This window comes from Nostoc sp. DSM 114167, assembly GCF_052692655.1.
This window is the reverse complement of the sequence record NZ_CP195116.1, coordinates 5,038,061-5,064,115: the sequence shown is the minus strand read 5'-3', so window position 1 is coordinate 5,064,115 and position 26,055 is coordinate 5,038,061. Positions and strand designations below refer to the sequence as shown.

The following is a 26,055-nucleotide window of genomic DNA, read 5'->3' as shown; positions in this document are numbered from 1 at the left end:
AACCGGATTCCTATACTAATCAAAGTCTGTCGGTAAATTTGGTTGGCGATAATGTTGAAAAAGTCGATTTATTTGTGCTGGTGTCACACGTCCGAGAGAAAGTTCTGGTAACGCACCTTCAGGAAAAAAACCTACTTCTTCAGTTTCAATACTTGATGATGGAGAACCACCAATAAGTTCGCAGTGAAAAAACAGCTTGTAGATATAAAACGGTAATGGTGGATGTCCCTGTTTGTTTCTGTCATAGACAGCTAAGAGTTTGATTGCACGTGCTTGGTATCCAGATTCTTCATATATTTCTTTCACAACTGCCTCACTGGGCGACTCGCCAACATCAGCCCATCCACCAGGTAAAGTCCAGCAGCCGTCTACTCGCTCCTTGACTAACAATATAGTATCGTCACGAAAAATTGCTCCTCGCACATCAACTTTGGGAGTTGCATATCCGAGTTCACGGCTAAATAAATCGAGAATATAGCTGTGTTCTACATTTGAGTAACTCGCCATGATTTCCGTGGCGATCGCTCGTAATTGTTTGTAACGTTCTATATCATAAACATTCTCAGAATAAGTCAAACCATTTTGAGCGATCGCTTGTAACTTCTGTGCCCATTCCAGCCATTTGGTTTCCACAGTTTTTCTCCTATTTACGCTAGAAGCGCACAGATGTGCGCCCCTAACGATGGTTTAATTAGCTGAAAATTGCTGTAACGTCTATATTAAGCATCATCTAAAGCTGTAATTCCAGGCAATTCCTTGCCTTCAAGTAACTCCAAGCTAGCGCCGCCGCCGGTGGAGATATGGCTCATTTGGTCGGCTAAACCAACTTTTTCCACAGCCGCTACTGAGTCACCACCGCCGATAATGGTAGTTGTGCCAGTTTTACCGATTTCAGCCAGAGTATGAGCGATCGCTTCCGTACCTTTCGCAAATTTATCAAACTCAAACACACCCATTGGCCCGTTCCAAATTACCGTTTTGGTATCTGCAAGGGCTTCTTGGAAAAATTTCACCGAGTCTGGCCCAATATCCAAACCCATCCAACCATCGGGGATATTCTCAATGCTAACGGTTTGAGAATTGGCATCTGGGGCAAAGTTATCTGCCAATACCACATCGGTGGGAAGCAATAAAGCAACGCCCCGTTCCTTAGCCTTAGCTTCCAAAGATTTCGCTAGTTCCAGCTTGTCTTCTTCTACCAAAGACTTACCAACATTCAAACCACGGGCTTTGTAGAAGGTGAAAATCATCCCACCACCGATGATCAGCTTGTCGCACTTCTCTAGCAGTGTTTCAATTACGCCAATTTTGCTGGAAACTTTGGAACCGCCAATAATTGCCGCTAAAGGACGTTGGGGATTTTCAATGGCGTTTTGCAGATATTGCAATTCCTTCTCAACCAAATATCCAGCCACAGAAGGACTGAGGAATTTAGTCACACCTTCAGTGGAAGCATGGGCGCGGTGTGCAGTACCAAAAGCATCATTTACATAAAAATCAGCATTAGCTGCCAATTTTTCCGCAAATTCTGGGTCATTTTTCTCTTCTTCTGGGTAAAAACGCACATTTTCCAGTAACAGCACTTGGCCATTTTGCAGAGCGCCAACTTTAGCTGCAACTTCATCGCCAATGGAGTCATCAGTTTTAACGACTTCTTGCCCCAGTAACTCTGACAGACGCTTGGCAACGGGAGTTAGGCGTAATTTGTCATCCACACCCTTGGGACGGCCAAAATGGCTGGCGAGAATGACCTTAGCTCCCTTCTGCGTCAAATCTTGGATGGTTGGTAGAGCGGCGCGAATGCGAGTATCGTCGGTAATGTTGCCTCGATCGTCCACAGGCACATTAAAGTCAACCCGCACTAAGGCACGTTTCCCAGAGATATCAGCCGAAGATAAACTTGCTAAACTTTTTTTGGACACACCAAACTCTCCTGATTGCCTTTTTGTTATTGTTTTGAAAGTAGAACCATCAAGATTTTACCGGAGTCAGGGGTACCCAAGTGACAGATATATTTAAGACGGTATTATTTCCTATCGATCAAAGCCGGGAAACGCGGGAAGCTGCTGATGTTGTCACCAACGTAGTCAAAAAGTACGGCAGTCGCTTGGTGCTGCTGTCTGTGGTAGAAGAACCACCTCCAGATGCGCCTAGTGCCGACGATCCGATGGTGTCACCAGAGGTAGTTGCGAAACTGCTGGAAAATGCCCAATCTTTATTTTCTGGGCAAGGAATTCAATCTGAAACCTTAGAAAGGCGAGGCAAACCAGCTTTTACGATCTGCGATGTCGCTGATGAAATCGGGGCAGATTTAATTATCATGGGCTGTCGGGGGCTAGGTTTGACTGAAGAGGGAGCGGATGATAGTGTTACCACTCGCGTAATTAACCTTTCTCCTTGCCCAGTGTTGATTGTGCCTTAGCAGTGTGTTGTGGAATATTGATTGTAGTGCGATCGCTAATAAAAAGTTTTGCGGTTGTTGTAAAAAGGGGGCTGAGGAAGGTTGTCCTAGATTTAGTAGTGCTAAATAAAGGCATCAAGTTTTAGCCTTAAGCAAGCATGATTGACTCCTACCTCCTGCCCCCTGCCTCCTTAAACCTTAGCATTCTGAATTTTTTGATTATCTAATTTTCTGATTCCGCCAAAAACGATTAACCAAACTACTACAACAACCCAGTGAATTAAAACGATTGCAAATAAAGATCCTGTAAGGATATATGCAACAGTACAGATAATTCCCAAAAATGCCGCTAAAACAAGAAAAACACGCTCGAAAAATGTAGGAATTCCAGCTTTATAAAAAGTTTTAGCATTCAAGGGATGATACAAAACAAATAATAATAAACTCACTATTGCCCACAAAGACCATTGAAGCCAATTGGTGATTTCGCTAGGATGAGGAAGTAAAAAAACGCGAAAAACGAGTTCTTCCACAATTGCAGGTAAAAATAAACAACGCAACATTAACAAGTATTTATCAATCCAATTTGCAGACCATAGTTCTATCTGTAAAAATCCAAATTTCCAACCATAAGGTAGAGCAAAAATACTATAAATTACCAGCAGTACAACAATAACTAACCAATCTTTTAGCCTTGGAATTACTAAGGACGCTAAAACGCGATTTAAAAGAATTGAAAGTGGTGAAATATTGGTAAAAGGAATCTTAATTTGTCCTAAAAGTGCTGTTGGGGCAATGGGTGTAATATTAGGTTCCCAACCACCGACTTGATTGGTTCGCAATACTTGCATAGTTGCGCCATGTTTTAAAAATATTGCGGCTAGGTCGTCGTGTGCAAGTCTAGGCATTATTGTTCGCCATGTTGTCAAACCAGCCCAAATACTACGATCTTGAAATGGTTTCGTCGTTTTTCCTCTGCCTGTACCTGCGAGTATACCTGCTTGACTTTGCCAATCAGCGCGAACTATACCCAAGGGTGCTAACTGTTGTTCCAAAGATTGACCTAATTCAACTAGCTGCTGAAAGCGTAAAGTTTGCGGGTGATTAGGGTTGGCGCGTATCCAAGTTTGAATTTGAGGAGTTATAGCAACTTGGTTTTTAATTGCCAGTATTGCAGCATAAAGTGCTTGGCTTGAGTCTTGGACGCATGAGGTAGCAGGTGATACCATTGCGCCACCAGTTCCATCACCAACTCGATAACGTGCCATTGTTACCTGTAATTGTTGCTGGAATTGCTCTAAAGGCGAAAGTTTGACACCATCAAAATCATAATCCTGCGTTACAGGGTCGAATTCGATCAGAATATCTGATACTGGACGTGTTGCTAGCCAACCACGTTGTAAATTACCCATGTAATCAGCCCATGTATGCGTTCCGGCAATAATTCCATCGGGGTTATGGGCATAAATTTGGTGGTATTTAGTCTCGAAGCGTAATTCCTTAGTAAACTCATCGCGGACAACTTCTGCAATTCCAAAAGCGAAATGTCCGGTGATAGTATAAGGTACTCCCAATGCTTCAGCTTTACGTCCGCCAATTCCACCAAATAGGTGTAAAACAATAGCTTTATTCCCTTCTTGCCATGTTGATATAGATTGATTAAGTGAATTTTGTGTTTCTCCAGGTGTTAATAATACAGTATTGAATTTACCTTTATTGTTTTCAGTATTTTGCCAATTTACCTCTTGGATGTAATTTAGACCTAATTCTTTACCAGTAATAATTTGACGGGGTTGAATTTGCAACAGAGAACGAGGTGCAAGTGCGCGTACCGTAAATACGCCCTTTGCATCGGCAGCGCCATAAATATACCACCCATCTTCACCCGCAGGCGATCGCTCGATTTGCCGCAAACTTGAAGGAGCAAAATTTCGCTTATCTATTAATTGTTGGGGAATACGAATAGTTTCTTGAAAACCATCAAATTTATTTGAATTAGCATTATAATGCTGTACTAAAAAATAACCGTTATACTGCTTTGCGTTAGAAGATAAAATAGTTTTCTCGCTAGATTGAATCGGTTTAATTATTTTTACTAACCCATAAAACCTACCCGTTGCTAAAATAGGTTCGCGTTCAATTTGCAAAATAGGTTTTTCTTGACTTGCATCAATGATTGTACTTGAATCTAAAGCCACAATTGCTTCATCATCAGGATTTGCACCAGCCAAAGAGCGTAAAATCCCTACCTGACGAACTCTATTTAGTCGAAAAGGATGAATATTTCCTTGTTTTTGACTTTTAATCACTTCAGGAGTGAAATTTATATCTCGCGTTACGGCTCGTTCTAAAGCAAGCAAATCTTTATTCTTTTTCCACTCCAAACGCACAATTTTACCTACTAATTCTTGTGCATTGGGTGGTGCATATTGCACTTCCATCCATACCCAATCTAAACCATCTTGTAATTGCTGTTTTGTTGGTAAAATTAACCTTCCTACCCAGTCGCCAATAGGTTTATAAAGGTTTGCAGATGGAATTTGTGCAATGGGATAAAAACTAGATTGATTAAAGTTTTGTCGAATATGGCTCGCGTAATTGCTTTCTTGTTGTACTAACTGGCTTTGGCTTGGGGAAAGTTGGCACAACGCAATTACTGCAATGAACACTAGCAGTAAAAATCTCGTAAATAGTAGCCTTGTTTTTTGATTCAATCCACCGAAAATCATATATAATCAGTAAGTTTTAGTTGCCGATTATCTTACTATAAATACACTGTTTTGAGTCTCTGCTGTAATCCAGGATTATTTGATTCTAAATGTAAGCAATATATAAGACATCTGGTGAAATTAAATATGCTTTACCTATAACCTTTGTAGAGAGGTAGCATTACTATGTCTCTATATTATTTTTCACCAAATATCTAATAAAAGATCGCTATTTACTCGTAACAGTCTCCAAGCTCTAGGAACACCGTGAATAGAGGATAGTTGCTCTTGCAAAATCACGTAGATGTTACTTTCTTCAGGCAATCTTCTGTCTCTCGCCTAAAAATCCATAGCTTTATACTTTATGCAAAATAAAACTGCTGTATTTTAGCCATGAGCGTAGTCGTAAAAAGCAGAGGTCTAAAGTAACGAGAATAAGACTTCTGTGTAGCTATAGGTTTTTTGTTCTAGATGCCTATTTCTAGCTTTTTCAATCAGGTAATTACCAAACACAGTTTACAGTGGAGCAGTGCCAAAAAAGACGATTTCCTCAACATTCAAGACATTAAGGGTGAACTCATCACGTTTAATGGTGTAATTATTGGAGCTGCCTAGAATGGTGTAATCAGTTTTTAAATCAGACAGAATTAGTTTATCCCATCCCGATCCACCATTGATTGTGGCATTACCGTAACCAACATCAAATGTGTCGGCTCCACATCCACCCTTAAGCAAGACATTGGCGATCGCGCCCCCTTGGTTTGAAATGGCTTTACCGCTATCATCAATTCGACGGGCTTTGAAGTAATCGTTACCGTTTTCGCCATCAATTGTGCCACCTTGGATGCCAGTATTAGCGCCATACCCAGTAAGGGTATCATTTCCTTCTCCTCCATAGATAATGCCATTAGTATTAACAATACCTATGCCTTTACTAATGCCAGTACCAATGATGCTATCGTTGCCATCGCCTAAACTGATCGTGCCACTGTTAACAACACCTATACCTACACTAGGTGCAATTGTGTAAAAAGGGTCATCGGACAGTCCTCTACCGCCTGTGCCTGTGCCAGAGAGGAAGTCGTTTCCCTTGCCTCCACTGATCGTGCTACCCTCACCGTTGGAGATGCCTGTACCCTTACCCGAATAGTAGTCACTGTGGAACGGATCTCCTTCTTCTGCATCACTGCCCTTGCCGATACCAGTAATAAAATCGTTTCCGTCTCCTCCATTAATGTCGCTGCCACCACTGTTGAAGATGCCTGTACCATCTCCTCCATTGTAAGCAATTCCACCAGTTCCAGTTCCGGAGATAGAATCGTTCCCTTCTCCTCCATTAATATCGCTGCTCTCAGTGTTAGAGATTCCTATAGCAAACCCGCTAAATATAAATGTTCCAATTCTACTTCCAGAGATAGAGTCGTCCCCCTTTCCTCCATCAATACGGCTATCCTTAGTGTTTTGGATGCCTGTACTAAAGGATGTCCCCAAACCGGAGATCAAATCTTTTCCATCTCCTCCATTGATATAGCCACCCTGAGTATTGGAGATACCTATACCAGCTTCATAGATGGATCGATACCCACTACCACCAGTACCTGTGCCAAAGATTGTATCATCTCCTATCCCTGTATTAATGATGCCACTGTTAGCAATGCCTGTGCCAGTGCCTGCGTCAAAGCTGCTGCTGCCGCCTGTGCCACTACCCTCGATAGTGTCGTTGCCTGCTTGAGTATTAATGACTCCATTTTTTAGAACCTCAATTCCAATTGCTGGGAATGCATTATCCTCTGCTGGGAATCCATTATCCTCTTGGCCCACCACTAGATCCGAGCCAGAGGTGCCTACGAGCGGGGGAACAGAAACAATTAGTCTGGACATAATATAACTTTCCTCAATTGAGTGTGATAAAGCTTTAATCCCTGAAAGTCTTGCTCTTTCAATAAGAATTCTTTAAGTCAGAATTCACAGATAACTCTGAGATCGGGCTTTATTCGATCGGAAGTTCACAGAGTCAGAACTAGAAAGTTGCAAACTTAACAAGTATTAATTGACGAATTTTTTGTCACGATCTCAACAACCTCTAAGAGGATGCTTGAAAAGTATTATTCCTAACACCAAAACTTCCCAAACCTAACCCCATTTTCTTGTAGGGAAAGGGGAGTTTCAAAGCCCCTCTCCATATCGGGGAGAGGTTTTGAGAGGGATCTTTAGCATACTTTGCGACTTTTCAAACATCCTCTAAGATTGTTAATGACAAAAAATAATCTTTTATTCGATATTTGAAAATAGAAACCAAATCATAACCTGATAGTACTTACATAGCGAAAATTTACTTAGATTTCTATAATTTAATAAAAATCTTTATATTATTTTCATGTTTGTTGTTGAAAAATTTATATAAGAGTAGTGTTATTTACGTATTCTTTATATTTTAACGATCGCGTGACAATCTAATGTGCAGACTATAAAATTATGGATGTTTTGTAACTCTCGGCGTAAGTGATTGTACATAAAAAGTTGACGGTCTTGAAGTGCAACTATAACTTAGAGTTAACTCAGCTTCAAGTATTAAAATTAACTTCTTTGTTTGTCATTTGTATTTACAAATGACAAACAGAAAATTCTGAGCGCTGACTTGGGGCGCTCAGAACTTTAGAGACAAAGCTTGCATATTTACACGCTTTACCTAACAGCTTAAAAGCGATAGTTGCGATCGCGCACCCACATACTAACTGGCACTGCCTTTCCTTGTGGGTCTACTTTTGCCTTGACCACAATCGGTGGTACTTGTCCTCTGCGGGCGCGTTGGGTTTGTAAGTCGTTGCGAATCTGTTGCCGTTGGTTTTCTGGGATGTAATATGTTTCTAAGCCGTAGTTAACGGAACCATCCTGATAAACACCTTTTAAGGCTGCCTGATTGGCTCTAAGAGTTGTGGGGCGATCGCTACTTACTCGTAATGGTCTCCAAGCTCTAGGAACACCGCGACCAGAAGAGAATTGCTCTTGCAAAGTCACATATATGTTAGTTCCTTCAGGCAATCTTCTGCCACTTCCCCGACCTTTGCTGACTAATGTTTGCCAGCCAGGTAGTCTGCTCAAATTTGAGGTACGGGATATGTTGTAATCTAAGGCTAAGGTGTTACCTGCGATCGCATTATTAGGGTCTACAGGTACGGTTTGCAAAATCACCGTCTTACCTGTTACATCTGTATAAACTGCTTGGGCTGGTACTGCCATAATTAACCCTGTTTGCAGCGCTAGGGGAGCAAGTAACCGCCAAAAAGGTAAGGGCTTATTCGATTTTTGTTCAGTAGCAATCAAGTAATCCCGAAAAGTCACCTTACTGGAAAATTCAGCTTCCGGAGACAAGGGTTTATTCTTAGATTCAGAAGAAGTATTAGTCATGAGCGTAGTCCTAAAAAGCAGAGGTCTTGAAGAGGTTAAAAGTAATGAGATTAGGACTAACGCAGAGAAACTTTAAAAACTTTGACGCACAGAGATTTCTGAATTTTGGATTTTGGATTTTGGATTTTAGATTTTTTATTCAATCTAAAATTTAAAATTCAAAATCTAAAATTTGCCCTACTTTTTACCTGTAGAGCTACCACCAGGTAGGCGGCGTTCAAACCAGAGTCCAGCGCTAATTAAAGCAGAACCGCACAGGACATAGACTAGCGACCTAAAAAGTAAGTCGGTGTCGTACTCCTGCACGCGACTGATAATTTGCAGTGTTACTAACAGCATACCGCCCCAAAAGGAAATTCTGTTGCTTAATTTCAATCCTTCTTGAATTAGTCCCCAGGCTAATGTTGCAAGAAGTACATTGAAAATAAAAATGCCAAGTTCATCAATCCGGCTGATAGTTTGATGCCAAAAAGGTACTATTGCAATAAAGACAAGAAATGTACTAATGACAGCAGTTGTGAAAATCACTTCGCGGCGCGGAGGATTATTTCTTTGGCGCAGTAGAAACAACCATTGCAATACCGCCAAGCCGCTGAGAATCCCCAAATCAATAATCGGCAGAGACTCGAATAAGTTTGTCAAATTCGTTGGCTGATTATAACTATAATCAGGAGATTCCCAGACCCAACGAAAAGACAGAACGTAAAAGACGATGCCAAAGCTTAACAACGCTAAATTACGGGCTAGATATTGAAACAACCTGTAATTTATGGTTGGAAAGAGTAAATCATCATAACTCCAGAATAATGCAGGTGGGAGTGCAAAAGCAAAAGATGCCACCCAAGGGGCTATATCAGCATAATTCAGCAATGGCAGTGGATTAAGGTTAGCTTGTAAGGAACTAGCAAAAACAAAGGCTGCTAGACCAAAAATCCAACGGGAACGACAGAAGTAGGCTAAGGGTACAAATACCAGCCATGCCAACAAAGGCAGATGCTGCACTACTAGCCGCGACCAAGTTAACTCTCCTGTTGCGTACCATAAGTCTTCTAGTCCAGTCCAGTAGCCGATTTCCACAAGGATAATTGACAGAATTCCTAAAGAATTTAAGGACAAACTGAAGGCCATGACTACAACACCGAATCCCCAGGCGAGAAACAGTTGGGAAGCTGAACCGATGATATTGAACATCTGGGCCATCAGCAGTAAATTTGCACCGAAGATGAAGGCGCTTAAAATAAGCAACCCTTCTCCCAGTAGGCGTTTGCTTCGTTCTGGTTTCTTTCCTTCAGGTGGCCTCCAACTGTAAAATCCAGTGATGGCGATCGCAAAAAACAAACTCATCATCAAAATAATTTTGACTTCTCGCGATCCTCCCTGCCAGTTTCCTGATACAAAGGTAATTATGCCTAAGCATAAAAGTATGCTACCGATAGCGATCGCTATTGCCTTATTGCGATCGCGTGCAGCAGCTTCCAGGTTTTTAAATTGATAACGTTCTGCTATCTGCTCATACTGCGAAGAACTAATTAATCCTTCATCCCTCCATAGTTGTGCTTCTTTGCGTAATTTTTCCTGAAAACTATCTAAAAACATGACCTTCTCCGGTGCAGTGGGGTAGCTTGGCCATTGCGTTCCCAATGGCGGTCATTATATTTTGAGTATGAAGCCAAAAGCCTTAATTACATTGTTCTTGTGTAACAGTTTGATTTTGATTTAGATACAACGTACTAATTCGTAATTCGTAATTTGTAATTTGTAATTGATAATTCATCATCTACATGGAAAAACCTTCTAATTTATTACTTAAACTCTCGCGGCGTTTGTTCGCTAATCTAGATGAGCAAGAAAAATTTATTGAGGCTTTAATGAATCCTCAGCCTTTTTCACCTACTATTATTTGGTGTTATGAAAAACCAGATATCTCGCCTTTTGCAGTGGAAACACCAACCGCTTGGCAACCACAATTTATAGACCGCTTATCTCTGGGAGAAAAACCTGGTAAACATCCTTTGCATGAAAAAGGATATTTCTATTGTTTAGATTTTTCTTCGGTGTTTGCAGCTAGTACTTTGTTAGCTATTCCTGAGTCTGTGCGTTTAGTTTTTGATATGTGTGCCGCACCAGGAGGTAAAAGTATCTTTGCTTGGAGAGCTTTAAAACCTGAATTGCTCATCAGCAATGAAGTAATTGGCAAACGTCTGGGAATGCTAATTTCTAATTTGAAGCGTAGCCAGGTTAGCCCTAGCGCGGTAGTTAATCGAGATTCGAGCATATTTGCCGAAATGTTTCCTGGCTCTAGCAATCTAGTCATAGTAGATGCTCCGTGTACTGGACAATCTTTACTTGCCAAAGGTGAAAAAGCACCCGGATGTTTTCACCCAACTGCTATTAACAAGAGTGCAAATCGGCAAAAGCGCATTATAGCTAACTCTGCTAAAATTGTTTCATCGCAAGGCTATCTTGCTTATATGACTTGCACATATTCGTCTGAAGAAAATGAGCAAGTTTGCGAATGGTTTTTAGAACGATTTCCTCAGTTTCAAGCGATAGAAATTAGTAATTTAGCCGAATATCAATCGCATTTAACTACAATTCCTTGTTATCGGATGTTTCCTCAAGATAGGTTAGGTGCGGGTGCATTTACAGTTCTGTTTCAAAATACTAATGAAGATAAATTTGAGCTTAAACAAGTAGATATAAATACAATTTCTTCGGTGTATATCTACCAAAACTTGAAAAAGTCAAGTTAAGCTGTTACGCATTTAAATTGTAACAATATGTAAACTTTGAACATCTTAATACCTTGTATCAATATGCGCCTTATAGTTATCGACTAATACTATATCCAGCTGGTTTAATGTTTGATGTTGAAGCAAATCGCTGCGAGTTTCTTAGAGCATGTTTGAAAAGTCATGATTGATGTATCAAATATTTTTTACCCCACCCTAACCCTCCCCTTATAAAGGGGAGGGAACTAGATTTTCTAGTTTTCCCCCTTTCCAAGGGGGGTAATAATGTGATTTTAATCACAGCCAACCACTTTTCAAACAACCTCTTAAAGAGTCTGTTACACAGACAAATGTAACCAAGAAAATCTAAATATAAACGAGGTTTAGTAATCCTTGCAGGAGTTACGAACAAAAATATCCCCGACTTCTTCAAGAAGTCGGGGATTTCAAGCTGTCGAAATGAGAATGAATATGTGTTGAAGAATTAATTGAATTGCTGGTTTTCGGAAGTACCCAGGAAAAATTCCTCGCGAATAGTCCATCAATTTGGAGAACAGCTAGCACAAAAATCAGGACTGAATTTGCAGTATTGGCTACCTGTCAATTGGTAAGCTGTACAATAAGGAAAACTTGTAAGTTGAATTTTGGCTGTTTGTAATTTGGAACCATTCGCCAATGTTTCAGTAAGTTTGGTTTTCTCAGCCAAAAAGATAGCTAAAATCTTCGGGAACGTTATGCAAGCAACAATATTGAGCAACGTTAGCATTATGCCGTCGATAAAATTCATAGGTAATCATCTCCTTTGAAATATAGGCGTAGGCGTAGTCCTTCTCCTGTCGGAGACGCTGCGCGAACGGCTGCGCTCAGGAACCACCCGTCATAGACATCGCTGTTTTTAGATGCAAACCAATCATTGCTTGCACTCTATGTAAATTAACTTTAACATAAATTTTTGTAAATATAAACGTGGAATTCCTGGAATTATCGTACACAGAAGAGTATGTGGATAATAAGGTTGGTTATTGTAGCAAAATAACAAAATAAGCTGGAAAATAATCAGTTTAAAATCTTTAAGTAAGGTGTTATGTCAACAACCCAAACCGCGTCTTCTTTTTTATCTAACATCAGCGAACGAGAACGGCAAGCATTAAAGCGGTTGGTAGATTACACAAATGTGGAATCATTACCAGAAATTTGGCCTTTGGCAGCTCAACGATTTGGTGATATTGTCGCTCTCCGCAATCCTCATGCTAAACCAGAAGTAGTGATTACTTATACCCAGTTGGTAGAGCAAATGCAACTATTTGCTGCTGGGTTACAAGCGTTGGGAGTAAAGGTAGGCGATCGCATTTCCTTAATTGCTGACAACAGTCCTCGGTGGTTCATTGCCGATCAAGGCATCATGACTGCTGGAGGCGTTGATGCGGTGCGTAGTTCCCAAGCCGAAAAAGAAGAATTGCTGTTTATTATCACTAATAGCGGCAGTACAGCGATCGTCGTTGAAGATTTAAAAACACTTAAAAAACTCCAAGATCGTCTCAAAGATTTACCAATTCAAGTAGTCATCTTACTTTCCGATGAAGCACCACCAACAGACGAAACCCTAAAGGTACTCAACTTTTCACAGTTGCTCGAAATCGGGAAAAATCATAATTTTGTGCCAGTCAAGCAAAATCGTGACGCTCTGGCAACTCTAATTTATACCTCTGGCACTACGGGTAAACCCAAGGGTGTAATGCTGTCTTATAGTAACTTGATGCACCAAGTGATCACTTTTGGCACAGTATTGCAACCAAACCCTGGCGATATAGTTCTCAGTATTTTGCCTTCGTGGCACAGTTATGAACGAACTGTAGAATATTACCTACTATCTCAAGGTTGTACGCAAGTTTATACCAACTTGCGCTCTGTAAAAGGGGATTTGAGACAATTTAAACCCAATTACATGGTCGGTGTACCCCGCCTGTGGGAATCGATTTATGAAGGAGTGCAAAAACAGTTCCGCGAACAACCAGCCAACAAGCAACGCCTAATTAAATTTTTATTGGGCATTAGCGACAAATATATCAAAGCGCAACGAACTGCTCAGGGATTGGATTTAAATAATCTTCATGCTTCAGCCGCCGAACGATTAGCAGCTAAGATCCAAGCATCAGCTCTATTACCCCTCCATGCCTTGGGAGAACGACTGGTTTACGCCAAAGTTCGGGAAGCCACAGGAGGACAAGTTAAGCAGATGATTAGCGGTGGTGGCGCGCTTCCCAGACACATAGATAATTTCTTTGAAATTATTGGCGTGCAGATTTTACAAGGGTATGGCTTGACAGAAACTTCTCCTGTCACCCATGTACGGCGTCCTTGGCGGAATTTGATTGGCGCATCAGGGCTACCACTCCCGGCTACAGAAGCTAAAATCGTCGATCCTGAAACAAAAGCGCCTTTACCAATAGAGAAGCGAGGCTTAGTATTGTTAAGAGGCCCGCAGATTATGCAAGGCTATTACCAAAATCCGGAAGCGACAGCCAAAGCAATTGACGCTGAGGGTTGGTTTGATAGCGGCGATTTGGGTTGGCTGACACCACAAGACGATTTAGTGCTGACTGGCAGGTCTAAGGATACGATTGTATTGACTAACGGGGAAAACATCGAGCCACAGCCGATTGAAGATGCGTGTTTGCGATCGCCATACATCGATCAAATTATGCTCATCGGTCAAGATCGGCGCAGCCTGGGAGCCTTAATAGTCCCCAATGTCGAAGCCTTAGAAAAATGGGCAGCAAGTCAGAATTTAACGCTGGATACGCCCAATAATCAAGTGACTTCCTCAGATAGTCAAAAAATTGACTTGGAGAGTAGAATGATCCAGGATTTATTTCGCCAAGAATTGAATCGGGAAGTCCAAAATCGTCCAGGCTATCGACCGGATGACCGCATCGGAACGTTTAAACTCATCCTGGAACCGTTTTCCATCGAAAATGGCTTGATGACACAAACACTAAAAGTTCGCCGACATGTCGTCACGGAACGCTATCGCGATATTATTGACGGCATGTTTGCCTGATCATTCCATCTGCTAACTGTAAAGAGTGAACGTGAAATATTTATGGATGTCTCCAAATCTAATTTGCTTCTCAAACGCGTCGTTAACGTCAAAGTTATTGTGACTCCCCTCTGGAAAGAGGAAGTACAACAGCAGCTGCAAGCGCAAATCAATCAACTCGATCAGCAACTGCAACAGCTAGACGTTGAAGGACAAAGAGCGATCGCAGCAATTCAAAAGCAGAGTCTGCAACCACCTGGCCCCCAGACCCTCCAACAAATTGACAATATCCAACTCCAAGTCAATCAAAAGAAAAGTGAATTTTTAGAGCAAAAAAATCAATTGCTGCAAAACCTCCAGCAAGTGCAGTTTCTCCAGCAAGATCAAGAAGTCAACCAATTCCAAATGGAAGGCTTTTTTCGGGTGGAAATCGGTGATAACCTAATTAGCAAAATGCAAGTCGAAATCGTTCTGCGCGATGGCGTTGTCGAAGAAATTCGCGGCGACATTTAAATTTGTCATTTGTCATTTATCCTTTGTCATTTGTCATTTGTTTTCTGACCAATGACCAATACTTCGACTCCCTTCGACTTCGCTCAGGGCAAGACGCTCAGTACAAGTGACTAATGACAGATATGATTTAACTTAGTGTTAGTGTGAGAGCGGCTCCCAGCCCAACATTCCACCTGGGAGCCAGCCCAAACGATTTGCCACACTGGAGGTGAGCTAATAAAAAGCGATCGCCCAAAGGTTGTCATCTTTGCTCGATATTTAACCGTCCCAACTGAATTATTACCCCGCTTGATTTGCGTAATCGTCACTAACGCCTGATTTGGTTGGGGATAAACTACCTCTATCTTTTGCGATCCTCCCACTGCTATCTCCTCAAAGGCATTCAGGGCGAGGGTAGTAGGATTACTGCCTTGAAGAGAAGAGTTAAGTTTTTCTAAAGGTATAGTTTGATAATCGGAACGCTCTGAGAATGCTGCAACTTCCTGAGACTGATGTATTCCTCCCATGTGCTGGGTTTGCTCATCACTAGTCTCAACAATCGGTGCAGATTGCTGGTGCTGGATAATATAAACTCCAGCACCAGCCGTGGCAGAGATACTTAATATCACAATCAAAAAGAATTTCAGCTTTGCCGACATAAAAGTAAACAGGAATTTCAAATAGGTTTATTACCAATTTTGAATTCTAGATTGAACTACATCCCATATCCTCTATCCGTGAGAAGCTCGTGTATCTTAAGTAGTGGTTATCAGAAATATTAAATAGCAATCCCATTTTATCTGTGAGAAACTCGTGCTGGTTTTTGCAAGTCAATGACTAAAACGAGATCGAGATTTTGGCTAACCGATTGAGGATAGTTCTGTATTATAGACCTCTAAGCTATATTTAGGTTCCTAAAGTCATTAGTCATTAGTGAATAACCAATGCCCCTCAAGAGTGCCCAGTGCTGAGTGCCCAGTTCTGAGTGGCGAATCTCACTTCCTTACTCAGCACGGGCTAAACCTTAGCTATCTGCTAACGGAACTGTTTTGCCCAATCCCCAACTAAAATATAAACAGTCTAAAACTCTCCCACCAAGATACAATTCGATCTGATAAAAACTGTTAAAGTCCATAAACCATTGATTTCCAAACCACCCTATGAGCATTCACGAAGTATTTATGCCGGCGCTGAGTTCCACTATGACGGAAGGCAAAATCGTCTCCTGGGTGAAATCGCCAGGGGACAAAGTGGAAAAAGGCGAAACAGTGGTGGTTGTAGAGTCAGATAAGGCAGATATGGATGTAGAAACCTTCTATGAAGGATTTCTTGCCCATATTATAGTTGAAGCTGGTGAAACTGCCCCGGTAGGATCTGCGATCGCCTTCATCGCTGAAACGGAAGCTGAAATTGAACAGGCGAAATCTCTTGCCAATTCTGGCAGCGCGGCTGCTACTCCTACCTCTTCCCCTGAACCAGTTGCTGCCACAGCCTCAGCCGCAACACCCGCCTTAGCGTCTCAAAACGGGTCTAACCACAAAGAAGGAAGGCTTGTAGCTTCACCCCGTGCCCGCAAGTTAGCCAAAGAACTCAAAGTTGATTTAACTACACTTCAAGGCAGTGGTCCCCACGGACGCATTGTCGCCGAAGATGTAGAAGCATTGTCTAATAAAGGCAAGCAACCTGCACCTGCCCCAGTTGCTCCACCCGCACCTGTACCAACCAGCACTCCAGCTGCGCCCCCAGTACCTCGGACACCAGCACCCGCACCCGTGGCAGCGGCTGTTCCTGGTCAAACTGTACCTTTAACTACCTTCCAAAATGCCGTAGTGCGGAACATGGTAGCCACCATATCCGTGCCCGTCTTCCGTGTTGGTTATACAATTACCACCGATGGGTTAGACAAACTTTATAAACAAATTAAATCCAAAGGTGTGACAATGACAGCGCTACTGGCGAAAGCTGTAGCAGTGACATTGCAAAAACACCCATTGTTAAATGCTAGCTACTCAGACCAAGGTATTGTTTATCATTCTGATATCAACATTTCCGTAGCAGTAGCGATGGATGATGGCGGATTGATTACACCTGTGCTGCAAAATGCAGACGCAGTGGATATATATTCTCTATCGCGTACTTGGAAGTCTTTGGTAGAACGTGCTAGGACAAAACAATTACAGCCCCAAGAATACAACAGTGGTACTTTCACCCTGTCCAATTTGGGGATGTTTGGCGTAGATAAATTTGATGCGATTTTGCCGCCTGGACAAGGCTCAATTTTAGCGATCGGGGCATCCCGCCCGCAAGTGGTAGCAGCACCTGACGGTTTATTTGGCGTACGACAACAAATGCAGGTGAATATTACTTCTGACCACCGGATTATTTACGGTGCCCATGCTGCGGCGTTCTTGCAAGATTTAGCAAAATTGATTGAGACAAATCCTCAATCTTTGACACTGTAGTTTTGAAAAAACACCAAATTTAAATGTTAGCGCTATGAGCGAACAGCAGTTTTTCGTAGAGTAGCGCTAACAACAAACAATACTTAGACTTAAATTTTTGATGGACAAACTATGTAGCGATATTACGTCTCTACATGAGTTTATGTCCAAACTGATATCACAGTGACATACGACAACACCCTGAAATATTTGGTTGAGCAGTATCCAGAAGATTTTATCCGCTACTTACTTGCATCTGAAGCAACGGATATCCAGATTCTCAAAACAGAATTAAATCAAGAACCAATTCGTGCCGATTCTGTAACTTTTTTGCAAACTGCCAATCAAATACTGCATTTAGAGTTTCAAACTTTACCAGCATCGACTCCACCCTTGCCACTGCGGATGTTGGACTATTGGGTGCGCCTATATCGACAATACAATTGTGATATCGAGCAGATAGTAATTTTTCTTAAACCGACAACTTCAGAAGCTGTCTTTGTAGATCAATTTACTGCCCGCAATACTATCCACCGTTACCGCATCATCCGAATTTGGGAACAAGATCCAGAACCCTTATTGTTATCCCCTGGTTTATTACCTCTGGCAACTTTAGCGCGAACAGATTCTCCTCAAAGGTTACTTCAACAGATAGCAGTTCAGGTGAGTATGATTGAAGAAGAAGCCACCAAGCAGAGTATCTCGGTGTGTACCCAACTTCTAGCAGGATTGGTATTCGAGCCAGAACTAATTCGTCAGTTTTTGAGGAGAGAAGATATGAGAGAATCTGCCATTTATCAAGAAATTCTCCAAGAAGGACTTCAAGAAGGGAGACAACGAGGCATTGAACAAGGTATTGAACAAGGTATTGAACAAGGTATTGAACAAGGAAGGCAATCAGAGCTGAGGCTAGTGATGCGTCTATTAACTCGTCGGCTTGGTTCAATTAATTCTCAGTTACAATCTCGCTTGCAAGAGTTGTCCCTAGCTCAGTTAGAAAACTTGGGTGAAGTATTACTGGATTTTACCAGTGAGGCTGATTTAATGAATTGGCTAAATACAATAGAAAATTAGAGTTTGCTCTAAACCTTTCTACCAGTTCCAAAAAAAGTCAAATTTTCGTACCTAGCTCCTTGCTCGGTTGCTTCTGCTTGCATTTTTTGACGATACTCTGCTTTTAATTTTGCCATTTGCTCTGATGAAACCATCCTCTAGCTTGCTCTAAATTGCCGTATAAACTTAGTTGTTGAGTCTTCACTTCAATTAGACCAACAATTGGTAATAATGACATTTTTGTTATAACCTAGTTAAAATTTAAAGAAATTTTCTAGTCAGACACTCTGGTAATCGAGTGCTTGACTAAAAACTATTTATCTCTACTTTTGTTAGTAATTACTTTTTATGGCTAAAAAAGAAATTATTTATTCGCCTTATAAATTATTAATTTTTAGTATTGCTTTCCTGAGCTTGTTCTTGACTGGATGCTCAAGTGAAGACGGTGGAAACCAAGCGATGAATGAAAAGATAGACAGAATAACTATCAACGCTAAAAAAAAGTTAATATCAATGATTACTACTCAAGAAGCTGTTTTTGCAAAGCAGAAAAGTTTTGTGATAATTACCGATCAGAAAGGACAAGAACCATCATTCAAAGATTGGGTTATTGGCGATCCACAAAGCTGTTATGGATACTACACTAGAGCGCAAAATGTTAAGAGTAACACTAATATTAATTATATTACTGATAGTATTTTCGTCTATGCATTTCAAGATGCTTGTAAAGGTCATTGGGGCTTTCCGGGCTTTACACTTAATTTATATGTTGGTGCTGTTTTTGCAGTTAAAGTCCCTGATAGCAAGCAACTGAAAATGGTGAGTGTTATTTGCAAAGAGAATAATACCGCCTATCTTTCTAGAAAAAACTTATCTTTACCAGAGTACACAAGTGGTGTATTAAAGTGCCCTTCAAAAACAACAAAAGTGTATTTCAATGATTCAAATAATTATCCCAAATGAAAAAATATAAGAGTTTAATAAAGATGTAAATGGATAATATTTTTAGCTTACCATAAACACTAGTAATTTATCATATATTTATACTTTAATAAATAAATAAATAATACCACCCAACAATCTCTACATTAAGTAAGAATTGGGCAGTTTCAGTCATTAATTTATTTTCGCTAGCGCTAGCAGATAGCTCTATTTCTTCAGTCGATTCACTTAAAACAATCATTTATGCCTCAGCGTATCTCTGCGCTTACCTCCGCGTGCCTTTGCGTTTAAAAAATAAAAAAGGTGGACATTGCCCACCCTATCTAATTTATCCTTTCACACAAAGAACTTGCTTGAGTGTGGCGACAACCTCAACCAAATCCGCTTGATTTGCCATAACTTGTTCTATCGGCTTATAAGCACCAGGAATTTCATCTAACACACCCTCATCTTTGCGGCATTCTACACCATTTGTTTGCTCGATCAAATCATCAAGTGTATAGACATTTTTTGCCTTATTTCTAGACATCAAACGCCCTGCACCGTGAGAGCAAGAACAGAAGCTATGGGCATTACCTTTACCCTTAACGATGAAAGACTTTGCCCCCATCGAACCAGGAATAATCCCATAATCTTCAGTCTGGGCGCGGACTGCACCCTTACGAGTAACGTATACATCCTCGTCAAAATGCACTTCTTTTTCGGCATAATTGTGATGACAATTAACCTGCAATAAAGGTTTAGTTGCCTTCCCACCGGCGAGATGCTTCTCAACTATGTGCTTAAAACGCGCCATCATCACATCGCGGTTGACACGCGCATAGTTTTGTGACCATTGTAAATCGTGCCAATATGCCTGGAATTCTGGCGTACCAGCGACAAAGTGAGCTAAATCAGGGTCAGGCAATTTATTACCTGCCATTTTTGCTAATTCTCTGGCTGTGTGAATATGACACTGCGCAAGTTTATTGCCAATGTTACGCGAACCAGAATGCAGCATCAGCCAAACTTGATTCTCTGTATCAAGGCACACTTCAATAAAGTGATTTCCTCCACCGAGAGAACCCATCTGTTTCATAGCTTTACTTTGTAGGTCTTGCACGCCGCGATGCAACTCTTTAAAATCATCCCAGTGTTGCCAATTGCTGACGGATTTTTCAACGTCTTTATTTTCGTTAAATCCAGTCGGAATTGCTGCTTCAATATCTAGGCGGATTTTCTTTAGTTTACCTTCTAGTTGTTCGGCGGTAAATGCTGTTTTGATAGCGCTCATACCGCAACCAATATCTACACCGACAGCAGCTGGGATAATTGCCTCTTTGGTTGCAATTACAGAACCCACTAAAGCACCTTTTCCTAAGTGAACATCTGGCATTAATGCCACGTGTTTAAATACAAATGGTAATGATGCCACATTCTTGGCCATCTTGGTTTCTTCTGGGCCCAAAGAGTGATTTGCCCAAGATAAGACGGGTGCTGGTGTGGTAATTTCTAACTTTTCGTAGGGCATAATTTTTTCTATTTTGGATTTTAAATTTTAGATTGGGTATAGGGCAGTGATAATTATCGGTATGACATATAACCCATTACCTAGTTAGTTGTAGCAATTTATATGTTGTATTGTCTTTCATTTGGCTCCTTGAATTTTCGTGAAGCTGAAGAACTTACTTTTAGGAGTTAAAATTTGTATTATAAATGTAACAAAAATGATTACAAGCGTCAATCTATCACCACAGGGAGAAAGCAAATGTTTCTCTAATGTATTAAAATTTGTAAAGAAAATCACTGTGTTTAAATAGCTCCTTAAAGTTCTGACACAATATGGCAGTGCGTCAAGATACAATCTGGGAACGTTTTTTATCCCCTGTAGTGCGTCTTTTGATTGATGAAGATGGATTACAGCGTTACGCTGATAGTATTAATTGGGAGAAAGAGAGCGATCGCTATCGACGAGATGATGTCATAATTCCGGCGTACTACAGTAATCAAAACTTTCACGGGATTGCTGGCGGGTATCTCAATTCCGATGCAGCAGTTACTTACGATCCGGTTACTCAATACGTTCTACCGCCTAATGAAGGTATTGTCCGTCAAGCTTTAGTTGATGCCGTGAAGGTAAAACCACGACGCATACTTGATTTAGGCTGCGGTACTGGTTCCACTACTTTAATGTTAAAGCGGGCTTTCCCCGAAGCGGAAGTTATTGGCTTGGATTTATCACCTTATATGCTGGTAAGAGCGGAAGATAAAGCTAGAAATGCTGGCTTGGAGATAGTCTGGCGACACGGAAATGCTGAAAAAACTGGTTTGAGGGATGCAACATTTGATTTAGTAACAGCTTCTTTGCTATTCCACGAAACACCAGATGCGGTGTCTCTAGCAATTTTACGAGAAAGCTTCCGGTTGCTGGTAACTGGAGGACAAGTATTAATTCTAGATGGAAATCAGAAGACTCTGCGTCAGTTAGAATGGCTCAATGACGTTTTTGAGGAGCCATATATTCGTGAGTATGCTGCTAGTAGTATAGAAGCGAATATGGGTGCAGCCGGATTTGAAGCAGTGCGATCGCAGGATGTATGGTGGATAAATCAGGTAACTAGCGGCATAAAACCAATAGCAACCGAAAATGTCCGTCATTATACTCCCACATCAGTAGATAATAATGATTTGGAGGGACTTGGTTCTCCAGCGTTTGGCATAATGGCATGAGTTTAAAGGCAGTTCTCTTTGATTTTAATGGTGTCATCATTAACGATGAGCCAATCCACCTGCAACTGATCGATGAGATTCTCATTGAAGAAAATCTCCAACCCCAAAAGGTGAGCGAGCGTCAAGCTTCTTTAGGACGCAGCGATCGCGCTTGTTTTCAGCAGCTACTCGCTAATCGTGGTAGAGTAGCCAATGAAAACTATTTAACTCAGTTGCTGTACCGCAAAGCCCAAGCTTATACGGTGGAACTAGAAAAAATAAAGAAACTGCCTTTATATCCAGGTGTAGAAGACTTAATATATCAGGTGCGGTCGCGCAATCTGAAACTAGGATTAGTTAGTGGCGCGATTCGCACAGAAATAGAACTGGTACTCAATCGCGCTAAACTAGCTGAACATTTTAAAATCATTGTCGCAGGTGATGACATCACTACCAGTAAACCAGAACCCGATGGTTATCTACTGGCAGTAAAACGCTTAAATAAAGAATATCCCGACTTGAATCTCCAACCACAAGAATGTCTGGCAATCGAAGATACTCCAGCAGGTATCGAAGCGGCGAAGCGATCGCAAATGCAAGTTGTTGGTGTAGCGAATACTTATCCATTCCACATGCTTCAACGCTGCTGTAACTGGACTGTTGATTATCTCAGTGATTTGGAACTCGAACGGGTGCAAAAAGTTTATTCCCAAAAACAGCCTCAACCATCGGTAACAGAATGTTAGAATAATCTATGGTGATAATGTTTTCAGTTAATGAGTAATATTACTCTTGACTTAGCACTGATTAAGGGGAATTAGCTCAGTTGGTAGAGTGCTGCGATCGCACCGCAGAGGTCATCGGTTCGAATCCGTTATTCTCCATTTGTAGAGCGACATATTATTTGTCCGTGGCGACATATTATTTGTCCAAACATCTAGAGCGGCAAATTATTTGTCATTATAACTTTTTGCTACTTAATTTACTGCTTCAACTGTTGTGTGATCGCAGCACTCCTTTCAACCCTCCTAAATAATCAGTTATAGTATTTAACCATTTTAAAATCTGGTTAGTGTGAGTATGTAGTATTTATATCCTTATTTTTGCAACATAGTTCTAGCCGAGATAGTAGTTAAAACACATCAGGTAAATGTCTAGTAGTTTCTTGGCTAATCGGCTTTCAACCCACCCCTAGCCGGGATGGTTATTGAAACGTGGTTGGGGTAGCATCGGTTGGGCGCTGTACAATAACTTTCAACCCACCCCTAGCCGGGATGGTTATTGAAACCCAAAAATATAAAAGCATGGAGAATATGATGGAACTTTCAACCCACCCCTAGCCGGGATGGTTATTGAAACTTTATAGGGCATTGCAGAACTTCTAATTGGAGTTGCCTTTCAACCCACCCCTAGCCGGGATGGTTATTGAAACTTTTGGCGATGGTTGCGATGCACTAATCTCTACTTTCAACCCACCCCTAGCCGGGATGGTTATTGAAACTTTTAATTCGTACCAGGAGTGGATTAGAGAGCAATTCTTTCAACCCACCCCTAGCCGGGATGGTTATTGAAACCTGCATTCAAGACGTTCGCTAGATTTGATCGCCAAACTTTCAACCCACCCCTAGCCGGGATGGTTATTGAAACGACGAATTAAATCGACCGTCCCGACACCAATTGAAACTTTCAACCCACCCCTAGCCGGGATGGTTATTGAAACTCAACCCGTCTAAAACCCTTACTACAAAAGCTTTCCATACACATAATTTGGCAGGTGTGCTTAGAATAGTCTCCAAGTGAAAATTAATAAACTAAATGTATTGACAGGCTAGCTTATTAAATCAAGACTGGATAAGGGTTTTAAAGTTTTGGCGGGACTCCAGGGATTTTACCCCCACTTCGACACGCCAAAAAAATATTTGGAGGGTTCCCCCGACGAAGGGGGTGATTCAGTAGCCACCACTGCGGTAATCCGCACCGTTGCTAGCAACGGCTATTGCTTTTTCAAGCCTTACTCCTTATTGCAGGGAGCGCACCTATCCTGTCTTGCGACAGCAGCATCAGAAGCGGGCAGCTACCAGGGTCAGAAAGCAAAACGGTGAAACCGTCAAACTAACCCAGATTGTTCACAGTACATTGGTTCTAAAGAACATGAACTGCGGCGCTATTATTCTTATATTATATTTTCAAGGTTCAGTTTTTTAACTAAAGCAGTTAAAGTTGGCGCTCTTTATAAGCAAACAAAGCTAAATCTCTAGCTTGTTCCTGTTTGCTGTCTCTAATTGGCTGTGAACAACTTTCGATAGATATTCCGTTTTTCTTAGCTTGGATTTCAATACTCTCAATTAATCGACCATAGCTCCAACGGTGGACGTTGATACGATAATCTTTGGCATAGTTTTGTTGACCTTCCTTGTAACCTGGAATTTTTTTCTCTGCTCTAGCTTGAACTTCGCTTTGAATGATTTCTCGCATATCCTGAAGTTGAGGTAGAACAATGCTGCCAGCAAAGTAAGTTTTTGCGATCGCAACAATCGCATCTGCCAGTAATCTATCAACATATTGTCCTAACTCTGATTCACCAAATGAGTTTGGCGCGTTTTGTTTCTGAGCTTTGTGGCGATCGTGTGAAAGCCGTAGTTGTTGTTGTCGTTGGCGGTTTAGTAAATTGTAGTTGTTACCGAGTAGTTGTTTAACGCTGCGATAAGCCAGAACTTTTTTGCTAATAGCATCTACCACAGCAACAGTTGCTGGTTTATCTAGACCCAAGCTTACACCAACCAGAATATTAGATTTTCCTTGATACAGAGGTTTGCTAGGACGATCAGGGAAGGGGTTGTTAAGTTTACGCCTCTGAGTTCGCTCACTTTCTAAACGAGATAGCTGTGTCTGACTGAGATTACCTTTTTGTTCCATATTTTGAATGGTTTTCTCAGCTTTGTTGATTTTATCAAAACGAACTAGTTCTGTTTCCTCTTGTGTCCACAAACGTGTTTCTACAGAGCATTGAAGAATTAGGCGGTGAATCTTCCACGGCTTACCTTTACCTTTTCTTTCCTGCCAAAGCAGACGTGCAGAACGGAGAATAAATAGCCCAGAAGAGTATGTTTCTTTGTCCTCATGCCAAATTTGCCAGTCTTGGCAGAAGCGTTGAAAATAATGAAGCTGGCGAGAATCACAATAAACCTCAAATTTGGGTTCATTCATTAGTTTATTCAGCCCATTAAATTTGACAAAGATACGATCTTTATCGTTTGTCAACCAAGTTAGGTCTGTATTGGTTTCATAATCAACAGGATATGGCATATAGCTATTTCCTCTCAGGAGGCTAGCTTGCCAAGATTTAGATTCATCTTCATTTTGAGGGATTTTATTAACCACCTCTGACAAAGTTTTTAGCCACTTTTCTCCTGTTAAATCTCGTCCCTTGGGTTTCCGACTTTTTATTTGATTTTTTAAACGTTCAAGTTCTATTTCTTTTTTGCGCCTACTTTTAGCATATTGGTCAGGATCTTCATCAACCTCACTAACCTGACAGTTATTTTTGAGCAGATAGGCAAGGGCACACCGAGATAAACAGTCTTCTGTTTTATCGTAAATATCAAATAACCCACCGAGAAGTGTGCTGTTGGAAGAGTCTTTTTTATTTTTTTTAGTCTTATTGCCTTTTTTGATTTTGGATTGCTTTTTTTTATCTTGAGTAAACTTAGCAACAAATGAAGTCAAAATTTCAGTAGATTTGACCCGAATAACATCCAAGCTACATTGACTTTCTTGCTGTAATTCCATATCACTCTTGAGCATCTTTAGCCAACGCTCTTTTCCTTCTATTTGGCGCTGTCGTCGCTTTTGTAAGGCGAACCAAGACTTATAAATTTCCTTGACTAGAGTAACTGCCGATGTGTAAAAACGACCTGGCTGGTCAGCAAAGCGCTCTCGCTTTTTGAGAGAGTCGCATGTTGTCTCGATAGTGTCTTTAGGTATTTCACCTTTTTGTAACCAAATCTCGAAATTAGGATGCTTGCCTAGCTGTTCCAATAATTCGTTAATCAGTGGTGTGTTTTTCTCAACCATTAGTTCCCAGAACAGGCGGAGGCTCTTTTCATCACTAAACAGAGGAGATTGAATAGTGATAACACTCATATTATTT

General features: G+C 41.1%; 19 protein-coding genes, 1 tRNA gene and 1 CRISPR repeat array. Of the genes, 10 read left to right on the top strand and 10 right to left on the bottom strand.

Features of this window, described 5'->3' with window-relative positions; all coding sequences use genetic code 11:
- Positions 1 to 15: 15 nt before the first annotated feature.
- Together NSTC731_RS21545 and NSTC731_RS21540 are read right to left on the bottom strand one after the other, a co-directional pair.
- Positions 16 to 633: an NUDIX hydrolase gene (locus NSTC731_RS21545; RefSeq protein WP_445626727.1), complete on the bottom strand. Its 618-nt coding sequence runs from the start codon at positions 631 to 633 to the stop codon at positions 16 to 18.
- A gap of 86 nt (positions 634 to 719) precedes the next feature.
- Positions 720 to 1,922: a phosphoglycerate kinase gene (locus tag NSTC731_RS21540; protein ID WP_445626726.1), complete on the bottom strand. Its 1,203-nt coding sequence runs from the start codon at positions 1,920 to 1,922 to the stop codon at positions 720 to 722.
- Positions 1,923 to 2,011: 89 nt separating this feature from the next.
- Here NSTC731_RS21540 and NSTC731_RS21535 point away from each other — a divergent pair, with 89 nt between their 5' ends.
- A complete protein-coding gene (locus tag NSTC731_RS21535) occupies positions 2,012 to 2,422 on the top strand; it encodes a universal stress protein (protein ID WP_445632139.1) in 411 nt (136 codons plus the stop codon).
- A 170-nt stretch (positions 2,423 to 2,592) separates the two neighbouring features.
- On the opposite strand, the gene NSTC731_RS21530 is transcribed toward NSTC731_RS21535, so the two are convergent.
- From NSTC731_RS21530 to NSTC731_RS21515, 4 genes are all read right to left on the bottom strand, one after another.
- Positions 2,593 to 5,130 (bottom strand): CPBP family glutamic-type intramembrane protease, encoded by a 2,538-nt coding sequence (locus NSTC731_RS21530; RefSeq protein WP_445626725.1) that lies wholly within the window; start codon positions 5,128 to 5,130, stop codon positions 2,593 to 2,595.
- Between the two features lie 495 nt (positions 5,131 to 5,625).
- Positions 5,626 to 6,990, bottom strand: coding sequence for a hypothetical protein (locus NSTC731_RS21525; RefSeq protein WP_445626724.1), 1,365 nt, complete (start codon positions 6,988 to 6,990; stop codon positions 5,626 to 5,628).
- 816 nt (positions 6,991 to 7,806) lie between these two features.
- Entirely contained in the window at positions 7,807 to 8,517 is a 711-nt protein-coding gene (locus tag NSTC731_RS21520) for a GDYXXLXY domain-containing protein (protein ID WP_445626723.1), read from the bottom strand.
- Positions 8,518 to 8,694: 177 nt separating this feature from the next.
- Positions 8,695 to 10,113 (bottom strand): DUF2157 domain-containing protein, encoded by a 1,419-nt coding sequence (locus tag NSTC731_RS21515; protein ID WP_445626722.1) that lies wholly within the window; start codon positions 10,111 to 10,113, stop codon positions 8,695 to 8,697.
- 185 nt (positions 10,114 to 10,298) lie between these two features.
- Here NSTC731_RS21515 and NSTC731_RS21510 point away from each other — a divergent pair, with 185 nt between their 5' ends.
- The gene (locus NSTC731_RS21510) at positions 10,299 to 11,270 is read left to right on the top strand and encodes an RsmB/NOP family class I SAM-dependent RNA methyltransferase (protein ID WP_445626721.1); all 972 of its coding nucleotides are present in this window, start codon (positions 10,299 to 10,301) and stop codon (positions 11,268 to 11,270) included.
- Positions 11,271 to 11,790: 520 nt separating this feature from the next.
- On the opposite strand, the gene NSTC731_RS21505 is transcribed toward NSTC731_RS21510, so the two are convergent.
- Positions 11,791 to 12,036, bottom strand: coding sequence for a hypothetical protein (locus NSTC731_RS21505; RefSeq protein ID WP_445626720.1), 246 nt, complete (start codon positions 12,034 to 12,036; stop codon positions 11,791 to 11,793).
- A 297-nt stretch (positions 12,037 to 12,333) separates the two neighbouring features.
- Here NSTC731_RS21505 and NSTC731_RS21500 point away from each other — a divergent pair, with 297 nt between their 5' ends.
- The gene (locus NSTC731_RS21500) at positions 12,334 to 14,310 is read left to right on the top strand and encodes an AMP-dependent synthetase/ligase (RefSeq protein WP_445626719.1); all 1,977 of its coding nucleotides are present in this window, start codon (positions 12,334 to 12,336) and stop codon (positions 14,308 to 14,310) included.
- A gap of 42 nt (positions 14,311 to 14,352) precedes the next feature.
- On the top strand, positions 14,353 to 14,802 hold the full coding sequence (locus tag NSTC731_RS21495) for a YlqD family protein (RefSeq protein ID WP_322670207.1): 450 nt from the start codon (positions 14,353 to 14,355) through the stop codon (positions 14,800 to 14,802).
- Positions 14,803 to 14,912: 110 nt separating this feature from the next.
- Here NSTC731_RS21495 and NSTC731_RS21490 read toward each other — a convergent pair whose 3' ends face one another.
- Complete coding sequence (locus tag NSTC731_RS21490; RefSeq protein ID WP_445626718.1) at positions 14,913 to 15,440, bottom strand: hypothetical protein; 528 nt, start codon at positions 15,438 to 15,440, stop codon at positions 14,913 to 14,915.
- A 501-nt stretch (positions 15,441 to 15,941) separates the two neighbouring features.
- Here NSTC731_RS21490 and NSTC731_RS21485 point away from each other — a divergent pair.
- The 3 genes from NSTC731_RS21485 (at position 15,942) to NSTC731_RS21475 (ending at position 19,238) form a co-directional block, all read left to right on the top strand.
- A complete protein-coding gene (locus NSTC731_RS21485; protein WP_445626717.1) occupies positions 15,942 to 17,243 on the top strand; it encodes a dihydrolipoamide acetyltransferase family protein in 1,302 nt (433 codons plus the stop codon).
- Between the two features lie 162 nt (positions 17,244 to 17,405).
- Positions 17,406 to 18,296, top strand: coding sequence for an Rpn family recombination-promoting nuclease/putative transposase (locus NSTC731_RS21480; protein ID WP_445626716.1), 891 nt, complete (start codon positions 17,406 to 17,408; stop codon positions 18,294 to 18,296).
- A 327-nt stretch (positions 18,297 to 18,623) separates the two neighbouring features.
- The gene (locus tag NSTC731_RS21475; protein ID WP_445626715.1) at positions 18,624 to 19,238 is read left to right on the top strand and encodes a hypothetical protein; all 615 of its coding nucleotides are present in this window, start codon (positions 18,624 to 18,626) and stop codon (positions 19,236 to 19,238) included.
- 307 nt (positions 19,239 to 19,545) lie between these two features.
- On the opposite strand, the gene NSTC731_RS21470 is transcribed toward NSTC731_RS21475, so the two are convergent.
- Positions 19,546 to 20,727: an RtcB family protein gene (locus tag NSTC731_RS21470; protein WP_445626714.1), complete on the bottom strand. Its 1,182-nt coding sequence runs from the start codon at positions 20,725 to 20,727 to the stop codon at positions 19,546 to 19,548.
- Positions 20,728 to 21,038: 311 nt separating this feature from the next.
- Between NSTC731_RS21470 and NSTC731_RS21465 the strand changes: the two genes are divergently transcribed.
- The 3 genes from NSTC731_RS21465 (at position 21,039) to NSTC731_RS21455 (ending at position 22,789) form a co-directional block, all read left to right on the top strand.
- Positions 21,039 to 21,926 (top strand): class I SAM-dependent methyltransferase, encoded by an 888-nt coding sequence (locus tag NSTC731_RS21465; protein WP_445626713.1) that lies wholly within the window; start codon positions 21,039 to 21,041, stop codon positions 21,924 to 21,926.
- Entirely contained in the window at positions 21,923 to 22,651 is a 729-nt protein-coding gene (locus NSTC731_RS21460) for an HAD family hydrolase (protein WP_445626712.1), read from the top strand. Before NSTC731_RS21465 ends, NSTC731_RS21460 begins: the two co-directional genes overlap by 4 nt.
- A gap of 65 nt (positions 22,652 to 22,716) precedes the next feature.
- A tRNA-Ala gene (locus tag NSTC731_RS21455) sits at positions 22,717 to 22,789 on the top strand.
- Positions 22,790 to 23,082: 293 nt separating this feature from the next.
- Positions 23,083 to 23,625: a CRISPR direct-repeat array (repeat unit 37 nt; unit sequence CTTTCAACCCACCCCTAGCCGGGATGGTTATTGAAAC).
- 494 nt (positions 23,626 to 24,119) lie between these two features.
- Here NSTC731_RS21455 and cas12k read toward each other — a convergent pair.
- On the bottom strand, positions 24,120 to 26,048 hold the full coding sequence (gene cas12k, locus NSTC731_RS21450; RefSeq protein WP_445626711.1) for a type V CRISPR-associated protein Cas12k: 1,929 nt from the start codon (positions 26,046 to 26,048) through the stop codon (positions 24,120 to 24,122).
- Between the last annotated feature and the right edge of the window lie 7 nt (positions 26,049 to 26,055).